Here is a 16,636-nt window from a genome sequence, read left to right as displayed (position 1 = left end):
CCACCGAGATCTACACTCTTTCCCTACACGACGCTCTTCCGATCTGAGTAAAATCGATACCAATTACCCCAACGGAATCAAAAACTATAAAATCCGTTTGGTTGAAGGAGATTATGCCAATGTTAACGTATGTCGAAACAGCCAATTAATCTTTATGTTTGACAGTACGGATGAAAATATTGCAAAAGCGATCCGATATTCGAAAGAGAATCATGTGCTAAGCATGTCATACGATGCTAAATATCTGGAAAACGGTGTCGGCGCATCGTTATTTTTGGGGAGAAAAGTGGTACCCTACATTAATATCAATGCTTTGCATAAAAACGGTGTCGAATTCGATAATCTTCTGGTTCAAATATCGAAAATCTATGCCAGTGAAGAGGTGCGATGATGCGTAACCTCAGTATTCAAATGAAAATGATCATCGGGGTGATATGTTTCACTCTTCTCATCGTCAGTCTCGAACGATACCAATTTTCCGAAAATATCGTCGAGCAGTTTATTGCTTCTCAAAAATCCAAAAACCGCCTTTTGATCGACACGATTTCTCCGGTAATCAGTTTGAACGCTTCTTTGGGATTAAGCGACGCCAATAAAGAGTATTTGGATCGCATTGTCGAACAAAATGATGATATCCTGAGTCTTACTCTGCGTGATAATGACGGAAAAATGGTTTATAGCTATGTTAAAAATAACGAGGTTCGTTTTCCCGCACGTGCCGATGAAATTCATTACTTCATGAAGCGAATCGTAGACCCGGTGACGGAAGAGTATTACGGAAAAGCGGATATCTATTTTGACGATCACGAATATCAGGCTGTCATACATAAGAATAGAGTGATTACGTTGCAGATATTTATCGTGACGTTTGTTTTGTTGATCGGTTTTATCTTTTTGATTAAACGGGAATTCCGGTATCTTCAAAAATTGACGGAAAACGTATTGACGTATGATCCGCAGCTCAACAATTTCAGATTGGCAAAATCCGATCGCAAAGATGAAGTCGGGATTATCCACAATGCCGTAGTCGCTTTGGTCGAGAAGATCGATTCGTATGCAAAACTGCTTCATGAAACCAACCATTCGCTCGAAGAGAAAGTGGCTCTCCGAACCAAAGAGCTCCAAGATGCCAATCGGCAGCTTAAAGAGCTTTCCGTCACCGATCCGCTGACGCAGCTTTCAAACAGAAGACATTTTGAGACGCATCTGCATGACGTATGGCTGTTGGCTAAGCGCAGTCATTTGGAAATTTCGGTCATCATGTGCGATATCGACTATTTTAAAACGGTTAACGATCAGTTCGGGCATTTGATGGGAGATGTCGTCTTGAAAGAGATTGCGGCGATATTAACCGCTTCGCTTAAGCGCAGTAGCGATTTCGTGGCCAGATACGGAGGGGAAGAGTTTATCATCGTATTGTACGACACAAAAATCACGGCGGCAGAAGAGTTGTGCAGAACGATTCAAAATCGGTTGAAAGAGACGGGGAGTTTCGAGTACCAAGGGGTAAAAACAGAACCGATCACGATGAGCTTCGGAATCAGTAATATGATTCCGAGTAAAAACAATGTTGAAGAAGATTTGATCAAATTTGCGGATTTGGCTTTGTATAAAGCCAAAGAAGACGGTAGGAACCGCATCGTTCTTTCGATGGATTAAGGACTTTTTATATCCGGTTAATCTGCCGTTTGGGGGTAACTGTATTTTCGCTGTTTTTAACGCTATGCTCATTTTTTTGGCGGAGAAAAAAGGGAATTGTTTTCGTCGGTCGACCCGACAAATCATTGCTTAGTGCGTTTTCGACAGTCTCGATATCCAAGCGTTCGATGAGATAGGCATGCAGGAGAGCGATTTGCCTCTCAAGCGAGATTTTCCATGTGGAGAGGGTTTGTGCGTAAATCCATTCGCTAAAAGCATAAAATCCCTCAAATACACTTCCCTCACCCCAAAGCAATGGTACGGTTTTGTTGAAATTGCCGCTATTGTAAAAGATATCCCAAAAACGGGCAAAGCGTTTCATTTTTTGAATCTGCCCAAATGAGAGAAGATTGTTTTGCAATATATCGTAAGGAGGGATATCGCTGTAGATCATGCCGTGTTCTCGGTCATGGCGGGAGAGGGTAGTTCCGGAGAGATTTTTGAGGATTCCGATCTGAATTTCACTGTGAGTAATGGAAACAAGTGTGTCGAGGTTGAGTCCGAACCCCTCAAGCGTCTCGCCCGGGAGACCGACGATGAGATCGAGATGCATGTGTGCCTGCGTTTCATTTTCCAGAAAGCGGATATTTTCTATAATCTTTTCCAGCTTCAGAGGTCGGTTAATCCCTTTTGCAATCACCGGATCGAGAGTTTGAATGCCGATCTCCAATTGTAACGATCCCGGAGGGAAGAGGGCGATTTTGCTTTTGAGAATATCGGGGAAATGATCGGGAATTACTTCGAAATGGGCGAAGTAAGGGGGTTCTTTGGTGAGGAAAAAGTCTAAAATCCGGTTGGCAAACGTCATATTGAGATTAAACGTACGGTCAATAAATTTAAAACTTCGTGCCCCTCTCTGCCAAAGAATTTCGAACTCTTCTAAAAGAGTATCCAACGGAAAATTACGTACTTTCTCATCGATGGATGAGAGGCAGAATTCGCATTCGAACGGACATCCGCGAGAAGCTTCGACATAGATGTAACGATGGGCTACATCTTCATCGTTATAGGCACGGTAGGGGAAAGTAACGGATTTTAGATCGGGAAGAGGCGCACGAATAAAACGCTCTTCGACGTTCTCCTGAGCAAGAAGTTTTTTGCATAATTCATAAAAAGCGACTTCTCCTTCTCCGCTGATGACGTAATCGGCTTTTGAAAAATCGACGCGGTGGGGCAAATAGCCCGCTTCGGGACCGCCGAGAACGATAATGGTTTTTGGGGAGACTTTTTTCAGAATTCCGATCAGCTCTGCGGTTTGGGATGCATTCCAGATATAAGTGCCGATTCCGATGATGCGGGGGGCATGTTTAAGCAAATCCTCTGCAATGCTCTGTATCTGCTCGTTCATCGTAAATTCAAGGATGTGTGTTTCATCTTGCAGTTCATGCAAATTGGCATAAAGATAGCGCAGCCCCAACGCGGTATGGGCGTATCGGGCATTGAGCGTTGTGAGGAGGATCGTATGCATAGGGAATCCGATATAAACTTTTATACGAGTATGGTAGCGTTCAATTGCTTATCGGCACATTTTACGGTATGCTTTTTGCTTGTCCGGTAATGCATATTTGAATTGTTAGAGCCGTAGGACGGAGCCGGTAAGGTTTTTTGGGAATTTCACTTATGCGATTTTTTTCAAAGGAGATACCATGACGATCAATGGTGGATCGCTCTGGGCTACCGCTTCGCACTCTTACGGCAATAGCAGCGTCCAAGGTCAAAGCGGTGCCAGCGGCACGGCTTCGACGGATTTTACAGAGATGATGTCGCAGGCGGCGAACACTCTTCTGGCGACATTGGATACCAATCAAAACGGTACTATTGATAAAGCGGAATTTTCGGATGCGGCAAAAGCACTGGCTGAAAAAACCGGAAAAACGTACAACAATGCGGAAAATGCGTTTAGCACGATCGATGCGAACAGCGACGGTTCGATTAGTGCGGATGAGTTGCTCAATGCATTGCAGCAGGCTCAGAAAAAAAATACGACAGGTCAAACTTCTTCCGCGCAACAATCGGCTACGTCGACATTATCGGATGAGACGACAGCCGAATCCAAAATGCAAAGCGTATTGCTTCAACGCATTATGGAAGCCTATACGGGCGGCAGCGCTCAAAGCTCTTCGACAACTCTTGCAACCGCATAAGATTTTCAGTGGATCACTATCAGTTTGAAGCTTTTAGTGTCCCCTGCGACCTCCACATCGATGCTCCGACCGCGTCGGCGGCAAACGATGCGGCCAAAGCCGTTTTTGAAAATGCTAAACGACTTGAACAGCGCTATAGCTTTTTTACAAGCGACTCCGAACTCTCCTCTCTCAACAACCGTTCGACCGATCGTCACATTCTGAGCGACGAATTGGCCGGGTTGATCCGGTTGGCTCTGTTTTATGCACAGATAACGCACGGTACATTCGATATCGCTACGGCCGGTACCCTCAAAGAACTTTCTCGTGCCGCGTCACTGGACGCGTACGCCCTTCGAAAAGAGGCTTTGCTCCCCTTTGCCGACTCGACTCATCTGAATCTCGATGGAAATATTTTGACTTTTTCCAATCCGGTGACGAAGATCGACCTGGGAGGTCTGGTCAAAGAGTATGCCGTGGATAATAGTATTCTCCTCCTGCAATCGCTCGGTATCGAATCGGCTATGGTCAATTTCGGAGGAGATATCGCGGTAATCGGTACATATTATGATGTGCCCTGGAGAGTCGGAATCCAGGACCCGAATGTTCCCGACAACAATCTGATGGAGACGGAGCTTAACTACGGTGCCGTATGCACATCCGGCCATTCCAAACGCTTCAGCCTGATCGAATCCGAACGGATATCGCATATTATCGCTCCGATCAAAAAAGACGATACTTTTGCACAAATCAGTATCCATGCGCCGACGGCCGTAGATGCGGGAATCTGGAGTACGGCGTTATTGATCGATCCTGCGCTCATACCGCCGGAGCATATCGAGATCGTTTCTACTGTTCGTCTATAGAATGATACGGGCGGATTGGGAACGTATTAGGAGTTTCTATGCTATCCTATAGGAATTAAGATTCCTAGAAGGAGTGTCTATGCAGTACGTTCGCCGTTTGGATTCGCTTAAAAACAGTGATGTCGCTTTGGTGGGAGGAAAAAATGCTTCATTGGGAGAGATGATCGGTTCGCTGAAAAGTCTCGGGGTCAAGGTTCCCGAAGGGTTTGCGGTCACGGCAGAGGGATACCGTGCTTTTATCGCCCATAATGGCTTTGAACCGAAAATCCGCCATTATTTCGAAGGGGTCGACCTGACCGATATCGATGCCCTCAACCGATGCGGGCTTGCGATACGGACGTTGATGCTCGGCGGTGAAATTCCCGTCGAACTCAAAAACGAAATCACGCAGAGCTACCGCGAGATGGAACGGCAGTACGCAATGCCTTCCGTCGATGTGGCGGTGCGTTCTTCGGCGACGGCGGAAGATCTTCCCGATGCGAGTTTCGCGGGGCAGCAGGAGAGTTATCTTAATGTCCGTGGCGAAGAGATGCTGATCGAACATATCAAACGGTGTTTCGCATCCCTTTTTACCGATCGTGCCATCAGTTACCGCCACAGCCGCGGATACGACCATTTTGCCGTTGCCCTCTCGGTCGGAGTACAAAAAATGATCCGCAGCGATTTGGCCAGCAGCGGAGTGATGTTTACCATCGATACCGAAAACGGTTCGGATAAACTGATCTTGATCAATTCCATTTGGGGACTGGGGGAAAACATCGTCGGCGGCCGTGTCAATCCGGATGAGTTTTACGTGTTTAAACCGACGTTGAAAGAAGAAAAAGTGACGATTCTCAAACGTCAGGTAGGCTCCAAAGCCCTTACGATGCATTACGACGAGCGTCACCATACGATCAACCTATCGACGCCGAAAGAGCGTCAAGAGTCCTTTTCGATCACCGATGAAGAGGTTGCCACTCTCGCACGCTATGCGCTGCTGATCGAAGAACATTACACCGCACTCGCGGGAGAATATCGGCCAATGGATATCGAGTGGGCGAAAGACGGTCAGAGCGGCGAACTTTTTATCGTTCAGGCACGCCCAGAAACGGTCCAAAGCCAAAAACAAAACGACAACTTTTTTGAGCAGTATCATCTGCGGGAGGGGGGGATATCGAAAATACTCCTCAGCGGAAAAGCGATCGGTGAAAAGATCGGCTCGGGACGTGTGAAAATTATCCATTCTCCGCATGAGGGCGATCGTTTCAACACGGGAGATGTTCTGGTCGCCGATATCACCGATCCCGATTGGGAACCGATCATGAAAAAAGCATCCGCCGTCATCACCAACCGCGGCGGACGAACCTGCCATGCCGCAATCGTCGCACGCGAGATCGGTGTTCCGGCAGTAGTCGGAACTATAACTGCGACCGAAGTGTTTCATGACGGAGATGAAGTAACGGTAAGCTGTGCCGACGGTGAAAGCGGACGTATCTACGAAGGATTGCTGGAATATGATATCAGTCGCATCGATCTGGGTAACCTCACTTCGACGAAAACGAAGCTCTATATGAACGTCGGGAACCCTGATATCGCTTTCAAAGTGGCAAAGCTTCCGAATGACGGAGTAGGGCTTGCGAGAATGGAGTTCATCATCACCCATTACGTCAATGCCCATCCGATGGCTCTTGTAGAACTTTCGCAAGGTAAAGAGATTAATGATATCGCAGCAGTTCGTGCCGCGATGAAAGGGTACAGCGATCCCAAACGTTTTTTTATCGACAAGGTAGCCGAAGGGGTAGGGATGATTGCAGCGGCTTTCTATCCCAAACCGGTCGTTGTCCGGACGACGGATTTTAAATCCAACGAGTATAAGCACATGACCGGCGGAAGCGCGTATGAAAAGGATGAAGAGAACCCCATGATCGGATTTCGGGGGGCGAGCCGCTATTATTCATCTGAATATAAAGCGGCCTTCGAGTGGGAATGCGAAGCGATAAAACGGGTACGTGATGAGATGGGACTGGATAATGTCAAAGTGATGCTCCCCTTTGTCCGTACGCCCGAAGAGGGACGCAAAGCGATTGCAGTCATGAACGAAGCGGGACTCGTGCAGGGTGAAAACGCTTTGGAAATATACGCTATGTGCGAAATCCCCTCCAACGTCATCCTCGCCGATCAGTTTTTGGAAATCTTCGACGGTTACAGTATCGGATCAAATGATCTGACACAGCTTACCCTCGGCGTCGACCGTGACAGTTCTCTGGTCTCAGCCGTATTCGATGAGCGTAACGACGCCGTAACGCGGATGCTCTCACAAGCGATTCGTGCGTGCAAAGAGCGGGGAAAATACATCGGGATTTGCGGTCAGGCACCGTCGGATTATCCTGAGATCACCCGATTTTTGGTGAACGAAGGGATCGATTCGATCTCTCTCAATCCCGATTCACTCTTGAAAATGCGCCAGGTAGTGAGTGAACTCGAAAACAGCTAAATTTTAGAGCGCGCAGTTGGAGGGCTGATTGTCCAGCCCTTGCTTCTCGATTTTAAAAGATGCCGTATTCTTATCGATTTTCAGAATGTAGATGGAATCGAAATCATCTTTTTGCCATTCGGGTATGATGAAGTTGATTTTTTTGATTTCGGCGATCTGTTTGATGATTTTATCGATATTATGATGCTCCCATGCGATGAGGAGAATGCTGTTTTTGTATTTTTTTTCCAAAACGAGATTTGCGACGCAATCGATGTCGTTATATCCGCAGCTTAGATCGATATTTTTTGAGGTTTGGATGGCTAAGGGCTCGATGGTCGCTAGAGGCCGCAGATAGTTATAGGAGATCCCTTTGTCGAGCTTTTGAACGGTCGGGTCCGGAGCTATCAGATACTCGGGCTCCCCGAAGCGTTTGATAATCATGGTAGGAAGTTTGAGGGCACGGTGCAATCCCTGACAGGAGAGTTGTCCCAATCCATCCGAGGGTTTTTCCGCATGTCGGATAAAGATCAGCGTCTCTGCGGCATTTGCCGAAAAAATTGAAGATGCGAGCATTAACAGCCCTATGATCGTTTCGCGTAACATCCCTCTCCTAGGAAACCAATGTATATCCCCCAATTATAGCACCGATGAGGCTCAGTATCAAAGACCCGAGCCAAAACTTTTTATTGCGGGTGAGTGCCGAAATCGAGGCAACCGCGATGGATATCTGTAAAAAGGTAATGGCAAAGCTGAGAATATGGTGTTTCTCGTAATAGAGTTCGCTCTCGGCTGATTTCTGATCGCGGATCTTCTCTAAACGGTGTGCTTCGCTTTTGATTTGGGTTTGTTCTTTCTTATACTTTTCAGCTTTTTTGTTGAATTCGTCGGTTCGGCTCGGGTAGATTTCGGCACTCACTTCATAGATATGCCCTTTGATCCCTTTGGACTGATAATAGCTCCATTGATCGGATGCCTGTCCCTGATAGAGGACGGCTTCGTTTTTCAGCAAAATGGTTTTGGATGTCACCTGAGATTCATACAGCCCCGCCAATGCGGTGACGATCGCGATAATAGCGGTACTGAGCGAAATATACGAGAGCCATCGGGACTCTTTTTCCTCTTCTTTGACCTCTTCCATGGCCTCTTCGACCTGTTTTAAATGTTCTTCGATTGCACCGGGTTCCACTGTTGTATGCCTTGTAAAAAATGAATTGAACAGGAAAGTCGTTTGATGAATGAAACTCTAATAAAGAGAGTATGAAGTTAGTGTGAAGAGGGTGAAGTCCGACTGTTTAGATGAGAGGTTCGAAACGGCAGATATCGGTCATTTAATTGACCGGATATCCTGTTGCTTTCCATTCGCCAAAACCGTTTAAAAACCAATAAACATGGGTATATCCCAATTTACGAACAGCCAGAGCGGCTTCGTAGGAATTGGCGCATGACTCTCCGTAGCAGTAAAAGACAAGATCTTGTTTTTTATCGCTAGGGAGCTGCAAAACGATGTATGCGGCTTTTGAGATATCAAAGTAGACCGGATATGCCCCTTTGATATGTTCTTGCACATAGTGGCGTTTTTCACGTGCGTCAAAAAAGAGGGCATTGTTATCATAGAGTTTTTTTGCAGTGGCCGCATCGACGACCGTAATCCCCTGAGCAGCCGCTTCATCGACTTGCGGAGGGATAATGCAGACGTTGTAGGGGGCTTCCATCATAATGCTTTTTTCACCGTCGTAGTCGACCCCCGATAATACGGCGCTACTTAAAACCAATGCGATAATTAAACTTGAGAAATTACGGGACATTGTAGGCTCCTTACATAGGCGGATTCCAGAGAGGATGAATCCGCTCTAAAAGATCATGAGGGGGTATGTTCGTTACTTTGCATATAATCGACATACTCACATACTTCATTGGTATCGTTGCATGACTGATTGTAGCCGGCAATCGGATCGTTCAGAAAATCGGAAAGATTATCCGATACGAAATTCCAATTGATGAGTTTCCACCAGTTCGAAAGATAATTCGGACGTCCGTTGCGATAATCGATATAGTAGGCATGTTCCCATACGTCGCAGGTTAGCAGGGGTGTGTCTCCGTAACGCATCGGGGTGTCGGCATTCGAGGTCATTTTAATCTCGAGCTTACCTTCCGCCGTGATGACGAGCCAGATCCATCCCGAACCGAAAAAACCGGACGCCGAAGCCAAAAAAGATTCTTCAAAAATTTGCATCGAACCAAAATCGCGTTCGATATATTCGCTCAGTTCGACGGATGCAGAGGTGTGCACGGGGTTGAGCCCCTTCCAGTAAAAATCGTGATTATAGACCTGAGCGGCATTGTTGAAGATAGGGCCGATCGCGTATTTAACGATATAGTCCAACGCTCTATCCGCGTATTCAGTCCCTTCTATCAGAGCATTGAGTTTGGTGACATATCCGTTGTGATGTTTACCGTAATGGTATGAGACTGTTTCGGCAGAGATATAAGGTTCGAGTGCGTTTTGTTCAAAAGGCAGTTCCATCAGTAGATGCTGCATTGTCTCCTCCTTATCGAAAGATGATTTCATTGTAATAACTTTTTATAATAAATAAACATAAAAGCAAGAAGGAGTGTTTCTTGTTAAGAAATAATTTAGAATTATAAAATGCGATTTCGTTATACTTTCATCAATTACGTATGCGTCTTGGTTTAACCGATTCACCGTACAATCTTCTTAGAGGTGAAATGTATGAACCTTCTTTCTAAAAATGCCCCGGTCGACGTCTCCATCAAGCGGATGGAAAAAATATTAAGTGATATGGGATGTGCGGTAACCTATGCAAGCGAGAAACACCCTCTCAACCACTGCTATTCAGTCAATCTGGCTTCGGTCGAAGCTCCAAAACATATCTATTCCAATGGAAAAGGGATCTATTCCGAAGCCTCGACGGCAAGCGCTTTAGGCGAGTATATCGAGCGGCTTCAAACCAACAATTTTTTTATCGACTTTCATCTGCCTCAGCGGCAATATTATCCCGACGAGGCATTGTTTGACTTTGAGGGGGGATACCTGAATCCGAAACTGGCAAATTTTTATGATCCTAACGGTGAACTCTCTTTGGATGAATTGATCGACTTTAACAGCGATATTGAAGATCAAATCGTCGCATTGCCGTTTAAAAAGCTCTTGGGTGATGAGGTCGTCTATTTTCCCATCAATATTCTGAGTAACCTCTATGTGAGCAACGGGCTTGCGACGGGCAATACGCCACAGGAAGCTCAGGTACAGTCGATGAGCGAGATTTTGGAACGGTACGCCAAAATCGAGATCATTAAAAACGGCTATGCGCTTCCCCGGTATGAAGATGCTTTTTTACAACAATTTGAGCGTCTCTACGGCGATTTGACGAAACTGCGAGGACTGGGCTATATCGTCAACGTTCTGGACGCTTCGCTGGGGGGAAGATTTCCGGTGACCGCCATATCGTTTATCAATCCTGCCAACGCGACGCTGTTCGTCTCTTTCGGTGCCCACCCGATTTTGGAAGTAGCGCTCGAGCGGACGATGACGGAACTGATGCAGGGGCGGGGGCTGGAGAATCTGGAGAGCTTCGAGGTGCCGACGTTTGATATGTCTCTGGTGTCGGAGAGTTTTAATCTCGAGTCACACTTTATCGACTCGAACGGCAAAATGGGGATTCAGTTCCTCAGCAGTCAAAAGAGCTTTGAATTGGCATCATGGAATTACACGGGAGAGGGGACAGCCGAGGAGTTTGCATACCTCATGGGGATTTTCGCATCGATGGAAAAAGAGCTCTATATCCGCGAATACGATTATCTCGATATGTATTCGTGCCAGATCGTCGTCCCGGGGATCTCGGAGGTATATCCGATCGACGATCTGATCTATAATAACCGCAACCGCGGCAAAGTCTACCGCGAAGCGATTTTGAATTTTGCCGAGTATGATCCGGACAGTATTCTCGATGAGATCGATGCCCTCGAGGATCACCTAAACGTCGAAAAACTGATCGGAGTGATTTTCGAGGAGAATTTCACGATCGGAGAGCTCAAAGCACAGCTGCACTTGTTGCTCGGCAATGTTGATGAAGCGGTAGCGTATTTGGAGTTTTGCAACTCTACGATCGGAAATATCCTCATGGAACTGGTTCGCATGAGAGAATTGGGATTGAAGCAGGAACACTATCGGCAGGCACTGTATGATCTCTATACGGCCCCAAAAGTAGACAAAGCCTTCAAGATTTTAAGTGCAGAGGAGTACCTGGTTTCGACCGCACTGCATCGCGATTACCATAACATGCTGGACCTGTATGACCGTCTGGATCAGAAAAAAAGGGCTAAGAACCTCTGATTCAGGCACTTCACAATAAGCACACAGTACTATAGAATAATTCTTTTATACAATCTAATATGAAAAAAGGAGAGGGGATGAAAGTCGGATTATTACTCGGTTTGGGACTATCGCTAATGGTTTTAGGAGGATGTGCCAAACAACCCGAAGTACGTAACGCGCTGAACGATTTACCGCAATGGTATCAGGAACCGACATCGCTCGGCGATAAATATGCGGCGTCCGGTTCGGCGAAACCGAACAAAGGGGGCGATTTGGAACTCCAACGGATCGAAGCCGCTGCGATAGCGCGCGCGGAGTTGGCACGGCAGATGGAACTGCGGGTCAAAGATATGTACAAACGTGCGACGCAGGAACTGGGTCTGGGTGAGAATCAGAGTATCGATCATGCCGTGCAATATGCGACGAAGCAGGTTTCGGATGTGACGCTGCGCCAGTCCCAGCAGAAGAAACTCTTTTTAGACCGCGACAGCGGTATCCTTTATACTTTGTATGTTTTGGATTCGAATGTTGCGGATCAGCAGCTCAAAACAAGCGTTAAATCCTCATTTAACAACCAAGATGCCCTATGGCAAAAATTTCAGGCGACCCAAGCATGGCAAGAACTCGATAGTGAGGGGAAAAAATGATTCGCGTCGTTCTTCTGTTTATGTGGGCATTGGTGTGGGGAAGCGGATGCAGTTCGCATACCCCCGATCCTAACGAGCGGATGATGGATAAAGTGGTCGGAGAGTTGGATCGTGAGACATCGAAATAGCCTTGTCGTACTGTTTGTCGGGATAATATTTCTGGGGGGCTGTGCGACGAAAGTCGATTTGTACAAGTATAAAGATGTCTCATCGACCCAAATTGTTGACGACAGTAAAGCCAACTATAAAGTCGTCAAACCGAAATTGCAGCGCAATATCGTCGTGGAAAACTATAGCGATCCCTCATTTACCGGTACGATCAGCGATTATTTCCTCGCCGCCAATAATATGAAAGGGATTTTTACGGTTACGGAGAGTGAGGGTTATCGGATCCGCCTCAGTCTCAAAAATCTTGGTCATACCCGTATCTATCACCCTTCCGTCCTTGTTACCAACAAAGAGAAAAGCTACTATACCCGTCCGTATGTGTCGTATAACGTTTCATGTTCGGCAACAGCGGAATTAAATGCACCCGATGGTAAAAAAAGCTATTTCGAGGCATCGTACGGCTATTCTTTCTCTTCCGATCCTAACAATATATGGGGCGGAGTTTCTCGGGAACGATATCTGGAAGCTTTACAGGAAACATTGGACAAACTACTGCGTCAAATAGGAAATGAAGTGGCTCCCGAAGCGCTGATCGTCAGTAAAAAAGTGGCAATCGATGACAATAAAGATTATATTTTTATGATCAATATGGGAAGTCAGGAGGGTATCCGTCCCGAACAGAAAGTCTCTCTCTATAAAGATGTGATTTTCAAAAACGAAATCGACGGCGAGACGCTGAATAATAAAGTTCTGATAGGAACAGCGACCGTTTCCGATCAGGTGATGGCCCATTACGCGTGGATTGTACTCGACGATGACGACCACAATACCCTGATCGAGGTCGGAGACATCGTCCGTCCGCAATATTAGGCGACCATTTGCGATGATGAGAAAAATACTCTTTATCCTGCTTTGCTCGACACAGGCGCTTCAGGCATTTTGGCTTTTTGATTTTTTCAAAGAGGAACCCAAACCGATACCTCCGCCGTATGCGCTGGAACATCCGATGATAAGCGATACCAGCGTATTCGGTGTCGGAAATGGCAAAAACTATCTTGAAGCGAAAACCAAAGCCCTCAACGACATCGCGACACAGCTGCAAAGCGATGTCCGCTCGCTGACCTCCGTACATAAAAACAGCGAGTCGGGCGAGAATCAGACCGATCAGCAAATCACTCTTCTTACCAAGCGTAAACTCGACAATTTCACGGTCATAGACGAATCACATGTGGGAGAGACGACGTATCTTTTGATCGAGTATAAAAAGAACTCGAATTAGGGTACGGCAGGAGATTCTGTCACGAAGAGGTTGAGAATCTTCGAGTATTCGGCAAAAGCCTGTTTGTAAAGATGCTGTGTATGGTTGTTGCTCTCATACAGCTCACTCGCACTCATCCCGCTTTCCAATGCATTTTTCAGCAGTTTCGTCCGCCGAAGATAGGTGAACGCAAGATTCGGGAAGTGCTCATGGATTTTTTCGCGGATCATGACGGCATCATTAGGCGATTCGATCATATTGGCAAATACGAGAATCGGTTTGTCCCGAAACTGTTTGATAAATATCAGGCTTTTCATGATTGAATTGAGATCATTCGTCGTCGGCAGGATAATAATATCGGCTTCTCTGAGTATCTCGTTGGCATGCGGATTTTCAAATCCTCCGAAATCATAGACTGTATCGGGATAGAGAGGGATTTTATTCGGATAATAGCGGGCGTTTTTGTATTTGTTCAAAACGACCGACATGTCGTTGGTCGCATACCGGTATTTTAAATCTTTCGCCAGTGAGAACGCGAGGGACGTTTTTCCCACTCCCCCTTTTGTGGATGCAACACAGATAGTAGCCATAGGACTCTTTAGTAAAAAATTTTCTGACAATATAGCATAAAACCCTTTCCTGTTTAACTCCTAAAAATCACAGTAAAAAAGTAGAGATACGAACTGAAAAGAGGCAAATAAATACAAGTAAAATAGTTGTATATAGATATTTTGTACCTATTTTATATAAAATTGATAAATAGTTGATAAAATAAATATGTTTTATAAATCCCTATTTATTGGGATTTAAAGCCAATATAGATACAAATTACAATTAATTCAATAGAATTACTTGACAATGCAAAAAAAATCCCATATAATTCCTCAAATTAAAAATGAATGAGCATTCATTTAATTGAATCTCAACGAAGGAAAGGAGTTACGATGAAAGTTGCGGCCAATGTTACGGAATTGATCGGAAGTACACCTCTGGTGAAATTGAACTATTTTTCGGATGATACGACCATCATAGGAAAATGTGAGTTTATGAATCCCTCCGGATCGGTCAAGGACCGAATCGGCTGCAATATGATTCTCAAAGCTCTGGAACGCGGTGAGATTACGAAAGAGAGTGTCATCATCGAACCGACCAGCGGAAATACCGGGATCGCATTGGCAAGTATCGCCGCGAGTCTGGGATTAAACCTGACACTGACGATGCCGAGCTCGATGAGTCTGGAGAGACGTCGGCTGCTGGCAGCGCTGGGGGCGAAGATCGTATTGACCGAGCCTGAAAAAGGGATGGGTGGTGCCGTATTGAAAGCGGCGGAATTGGCAAAAGAGACTCCGGGTTCCATCGTATTGCAGCAATTCAATAACGGCGATAACGCGGACATCCACCGTCTGACAACGGCGGAAGAAATTTGGAGAGATACCGATGGAAAGATCGATATCCTCGTCGCCGCGATCGGCACGGGTGGGACGATTACGGGGGTCGGGGAAGTGTTGAAACGCTATAACCCTTCTATCCAAATCATCGCTGTCGAGCCGGATGCATCGGCGGTATTGTCGGGTGAACCGGCAGGGCCTCATAAGATTCAGGGAATAGGCGCAGGATTCGTTCCGCAGGTACTTAATCGCGATGTGTACGATGAAATCGTCCGCATCACGAATGACGAAGCGATCGAAACATCCCGTCTGATTGCAAAAGCGGAAGGGCTTTTGGTCGGTATCTCGGCAGGTGCGAACGTAGCTGCCGCCCGAAAAATCGCTGCACGTCCTGAGAACAGAGGGAAAACGATCGTAACGATCCTGTGCGACACCGGCGAACGGTACCTAAGCACGGAACTGTATGAGTTTCCTACTGAAAACGGCTGAGGGTAAAAAAGGGTCATAATGGAAGATAAACATTACCGAAGCGTCATCAAAGCAATCTCCTGGCGGACGGTCGGGACGATCGACACGATGATCGTTTCGTATTTTATAACCGGGAATTTAGTGATGGCGGTCTCGATCGGTTCGATCGAAGTGATAACCAAAATGTTTTTATATTATCTGCACGAACGGGCATGGAACAGAACCGATTTCGGACGGGTTAAAGTGGTCGAAAACGACTATCAGATTTAGGAATGACTATGTATGAAAATTTTGAACAACTGATTAAAAATTTTGACGGAGCAACGACCGAAAGCGTCTTATCGTATTTTTTAAAAAGTCATAAGGGGAGAATTGCTCTGGCATCGAGTTTCGGAGCTGAAGATCAGGTCTTGACCGATATGGTCGCCTCATTGGATCCGACGACGAAGATTTTTTCTCTCGATACGGGACGGCTGCATGAAGAGACCTATCGTGTCATGGATCAGACAAACCGTAAATACGGAATTTCGATCGATGTATATGCACCGGAGAGGGAAGAATTGGAAGCGTTGTATCGACAGCAGGGCTCTTACGGATTCCGCGACAGTATCGAAAACCGCAAAGCGTGTTGCCACGTGCGTAAAATCGTCCCTTTGAAACGGGCGTTAAAAGGGATGGATGTCTGGATTACGGGATTGCGCAGAAGTCAGTCTCCGACACGCGAACTGATGCGACTTGTCGAATGGGATGAGGGGAACAACCTGATTAAACTCAATCCGTTGATTGAATGGGATGAAAAGAGAGTTTGGGACTATATCAAAGAGCATAAAGTCCCCTACAACGCACTGCACGACGAAGGGTTTCCGAGCATCGGATGCGCTCCGTGTACACGTGCGGTGAAAGAGGGAGAAGACCTGCGCGCCGGACGGTGGTGGTGGGAAAATCCCGAACATAAAGAGTGTGGATTACACCTCAGGGGAGCATAAGGATGAAAACCTTTTCCGAATGGTTAAACGGATTATTCAAAGACGAATATTCGCATCGTGCCGAGTTGTCCGATTGGGCTTTATTTATTTAACGAAAAAATTTTACCCGCAGGGTTAAAAGGGAGAGATTATGATTAGTCAGGAACGAAAAACACATTTAAAACTATTGGAAGCCGAATCGATCCACATCATGCGTGAAGTGATCGCGGAATTCGACAACCCGGCAATGCTCTATTCGATCGGGAAGGATTCATCGGTAATGCTTCATCTGGCGATCAAAGCGTTTTATCCGGCAAAACTGCC

At 46.2% G+C, this 16,636-nt stretch carries 19 protein-coding genes; 13 read left to right on the top strand and 6 right to left on the bottom strand.

Annotation, left to right across the window (positions count from 1 at the left end):
• Positions 1-390: 390 nt before the first annotated feature.
• Positions 391-1,659, top strand: coding sequence for a GGDEF domain-containing protein (locus Q0389_RS09805; RefSeq protein WP_298693822.1), 1,269 nt, complete (start codon positions 391-393; stop codon positions 1,657-1,659).
• A gap of 7 nt (positions 1,660-1,666) precedes the next feature.
• Here Q0389_RS09805 and Q0389_RS09800 read toward each other — a convergent pair whose 3' ends face one another.
• Positions 1,667-3,166, bottom strand: coding sequence for a B12-binding domain-containing radical SAM protein (locus tag Q0389_RS09800; protein WP_298693821.1), 1,500 nt, complete (start codon positions 3,164-3,166; stop codon positions 1,667-1,669).
• Positions 3,167-3,344: 178 nt separating this feature from the next.
• Here Q0389_RS09800 and Q0389_RS09795 point away from each other — a divergent pair, with 178 nt between their 5' ends.
• The 3 genes from Q0389_RS09795 to ppsA all read left to right on the top strand — a co-directional run bounded on the left by Q0389_RS09795 (position 3,345) and on the right by ppsA (position 7,160).
• Positions 3,345-3,842 carry an EF-hand domain-containing protein gene (locus tag Q0389_RS09795; RefSeq protein WP_298693820.1) on the top strand — a complete coding sequence of 166 codons (498 nt, stop codon included), beginning with the start codon at positions 3,345-3,347 and terminating at the stop codon, positions 3,840-3,842.
• Between the two features lie 8 nt (positions 3,843-3,850).
• Entirely contained in the window at positions 3,851-4,687 is an 837-nt protein-coding gene (locus Q0389_RS09790) for an FAD:protein FMN transferase (protein ID WP_298693818.1), read from the top strand.
• Positions 4,688-4,766: 79 nt separating this feature from the next.
• Positions 4,767-7,160, top strand: a complete 2,394-nt coding sequence (ppsA, locus tag Q0389_RS09785; RefSeq protein WP_298693817.1) for a phosphoenolpyruvate synthase — start codon at positions 4,767-4,769, stop codon at positions 7,158-7,160.
• 3 nt (positions 7,161-7,163) lie between these two features.
• Here the strand turns inward: ppsA and Q0389_RS09780 are convergent, their stop codons facing one another.
• The 4 genes from Q0389_RS09780 to Q0389_RS09765 form a co-directional block, all read right to left on the bottom strand.
• Positions 7,164-7,745 carry a hypothetical protein gene (locus tag Q0389_RS09780; protein ID WP_298693816.1) on the bottom strand — a complete coding sequence of 194 codons (582 nt, stop codon included), beginning with the start codon at positions 7,743-7,745 and terminating at the stop codon, positions 7,164-7,166.
• A gap of 7 nt (positions 7,746-7,752) precedes the next feature.
• Positions 7,753-8,328, bottom strand: coding sequence for a DUF4337 domain-containing protein (locus Q0389_RS09775; RefSeq protein WP_298693814.1), 576 nt, complete (start codon positions 8,326-8,328; stop codon positions 7,753-7,755).
• 142 nt (positions 8,329-8,470) lie between these two features.
• Positions 8,471-8,947, bottom strand: a complete 477-nt coding sequence (locus tag Q0389_RS09770; RefSeq protein WP_298693813.1) for a rhodanese-like domain-containing protein — start codon at positions 8,945-8,947, stop codon at positions 8,471-8,473.
• 53 nt (positions 8,948-9,000) lie between these two features.
• Entirely contained in the window at positions 9,001-9,681 is a 681-nt protein-coding gene (locus Q0389_RS09765) for a superoxide dismutase (protein WP_298693812.1), read from the bottom strand.
• Positions 9,682-9,873: 192 nt separating this feature from the next.
• On the opposite strand from Q0389_RS09765, the gene Q0389_RS09760 reads away from it, so the two are divergent.
• The 5 genes from Q0389_RS09760 to Q0389_RS09740 all read left to right on the top strand — a co-directional run bounded on the left by Q0389_RS09760 (position 9,874) and on the right by Q0389_RS09740 (position 13,512).
• Positions 9,874-11,496: a YcaO-like family protein gene (locus tag Q0389_RS09760; RefSeq protein ID WP_298693811.1), complete on the top strand. Its 1,623-nt coding sequence runs from the start codon at positions 9,874-9,876 to the stop codon at positions 11,494-11,496.
• Between the two features lie 77 nt (positions 11,497-11,573).
• The gene (locus Q0389_RS09755; RefSeq protein WP_298693809.1) at positions 11,574-12,125 is read left to right on the top strand and encodes a hypothetical protein; all 552 of its coding nucleotides are present in this window, start codon (positions 11,574-11,576) and stop codon (positions 12,123-12,125) included.
• Positions 12,122-12,253, top strand: coding sequence for a hypothetical protein (locus Q0389_RS09750; protein ID WP_298693808.1), 132 nt, complete (start codon positions 12,122-12,124; stop codon positions 12,251-12,253). Before Q0389_RS09755 ends, Q0389_RS09750 begins: the two co-directional genes overlap by 4 nt.
• The gene (locus Q0389_RS09745) at positions 12,237-13,103 is read left to right on the top strand and encodes a hypothetical protein (protein ID WP_298693806.1); all 867 of its coding nucleotides are present in this window, start codon (positions 12,237-12,239) and stop codon (positions 13,101-13,103) included. Before Q0389_RS09750 ends, Q0389_RS09745 begins: the two co-directional genes overlap by 17 nt.
• Before the next feature lie 13 nt (positions 13,104-13,116).
• On the top strand, positions 13,117-13,512 hold the full coding sequence (locus Q0389_RS09740) for a hypothetical protein (RefSeq protein ID WP_298693805.1): 396 nt from the start codon (positions 13,117-13,119) through the stop codon (positions 13,510-13,512).
• On the opposite strand, the gene Q0389_RS09735 is transcribed toward Q0389_RS09740, so the two are convergent.
• On the bottom strand, positions 13,509-14,081 hold the full coding sequence (locus tag Q0389_RS09735) for a hypothetical protein (protein WP_298693804.1): 573 nt from the start codon (positions 14,079-14,081) through the stop codon (positions 13,509-13,511). The genes Q0389_RS09740 and Q0389_RS09735 overlap by 4 nt on opposite strands.
• A 354-nt stretch (positions 14,082-14,435) precedes the next feature.
• Here Q0389_RS09735 and cysK point away from each other — a divergent pair, with 354 nt between their 5' ends.
• From cysK to Q0389_RS09715, 4 genes are all read left to right on the top strand, one after another.
• A complete protein-coding gene (cysK, locus tag Q0389_RS09730) occupies positions 14,436-15,368 on the top strand; it encodes a cysteine synthase A (RefSeq protein WP_298693803.1) in 933 nt (310 codons plus the stop codon).
• An 18-nt stretch (positions 15,369-15,386) separates the two neighbouring features.
• On the top strand, positions 15,387-15,617 hold the full coding sequence (locus Q0389_RS09725) for a DUF2061 domain-containing protein (protein WP_298693802.1): 231 nt from the start codon (positions 15,387-15,389) through the stop codon (positions 15,615-15,617).
• 2 nt (positions 15,618-15,619) lie between these two features.
• Complete coding sequence (locus Q0389_RS09720) at positions 15,620-16,333, top strand: phosphoadenylyl-sulfate reductase (protein ID WP_298693801.1); 714 nt, start codon at positions 15,620-15,622, stop codon at positions 16,331-16,333.
• A gap of 130 nt (positions 16,334-16,463) precedes the next feature.
• On the top strand, positions 16,464-16,636 hold a 173-nt coding region (locus Q0389_RS09715; protein ID WP_298693825.1), incomplete at its 3' end, for a phosphoadenosine phosphosulfate reductase family protein.

The organism is uncultured Sulfuricurvum sp., from assembly GCF_937936435.1.
Lineage (GTDB): Bacteria > Campylobacterota > Campylobacteria > Campylobacterales > Sulfurimonadaceae > Sulfuricurvum.
This window is presented reverse-complemented; position numbering and strand designations above follow the sequence as displayed.

Coding starts and splice junctions, on each gene's coding strand:
- Q0389_RS09805 (WP_298693822.1), top strand. CDS start 391: ATGCGTAACCTCAGTATTCAAATGAAAATGATCATCGGGGTGATATGT.
- Q0389_RS09800 (WP_298693821.1), bottom strand. CDS start 3,166: ATGCATACGATCCTCCTCACAACGCTCAATGCCCGATACGCCCATACC.
- Q0389_RS09795 (WP_298693820.1), top strand. CDS start 3,345: ATGACGATCAATGGTGGATCGCTCTGGGCTACCGCTTCGCACTCTTAC.
- ppsA (WP_298693817.1), top strand. CDS start 4,767: ATGCAGTACGTTCGCCGTTTGGATTCGCTTAAAAACAGTGATGTCGCT.
- Q0389_RS09780 (WP_298693816.1), bottom strand. CDS start 7,745: ATGTTACGCGAAACGATCATAGGGCTGTTAATGCTCGCATCTTCAATT.
- Q0389_RS09770 (WP_298693813.1), bottom strand. CDS start 8,947: ATGTCCCGTAATTTCTCAAGTTTAATTATCGCATTGGTTTTAAGTAGC.
- Q0389_RS09765 (WP_298693812.1), bottom strand. CDS start 9,681: ATGCAGCATCTACTGATGGAACTGCCTTTTGAACAAAACGCACTCGAA.
- Q0389_RS09760 (WP_298693811.1), top strand. CDS start 9,874: ATGAACCTTCTTTCTAAAAATGCCCCGGTCGACGTCTCCATCAAGCGG.
- Q0389_RS09755 (WP_298693809.1), top strand. CDS start 11,574: ATGAAAGTCGGATTATTACTCGGTTTGGGACTATCGCTAATGGTTTTA.
- Q0389_RS09750 (WP_298693808.1), top strand. CDS start 12,122: ATGATTCGCGTCGTTCTTCTGTTTATGTGGGCATTGGTGTGGGGAAGC.
- Q0389_RS09740 (WP_298693805.1), top strand. CDS start 13,117: ATGATGAGAAAAATACTCTTTATCCTGCTTTGCTCGACACAGGCGCTT.
- Q0389_RS09735 (WP_298693804.1), bottom strand. CDS start 14,081: ATGGCTACTATCTGTGTTGCATCCACAAAAGGGGGAGTGGGAAAAACG.
- cysK (WP_298693803.1), top strand. CDS start 14,436: ATGAAAGTTGCGGCCAATGTTACGGAATTGATCGGAAGTACACCTCTG.
- Q0389_RS09725 (WP_298693802.1), top strand. CDS start 15,387: ATGGAAGATAAACATTACCGAAGCGTCATCAAAGCAATCTCCTGGCGG.
- Q0389_RS09720 (WP_298693801.1), top strand. CDS start 15,620: ATGACTATGTATGAAAATTTTGAACAACTGATTAAAAATTTTGACGGA.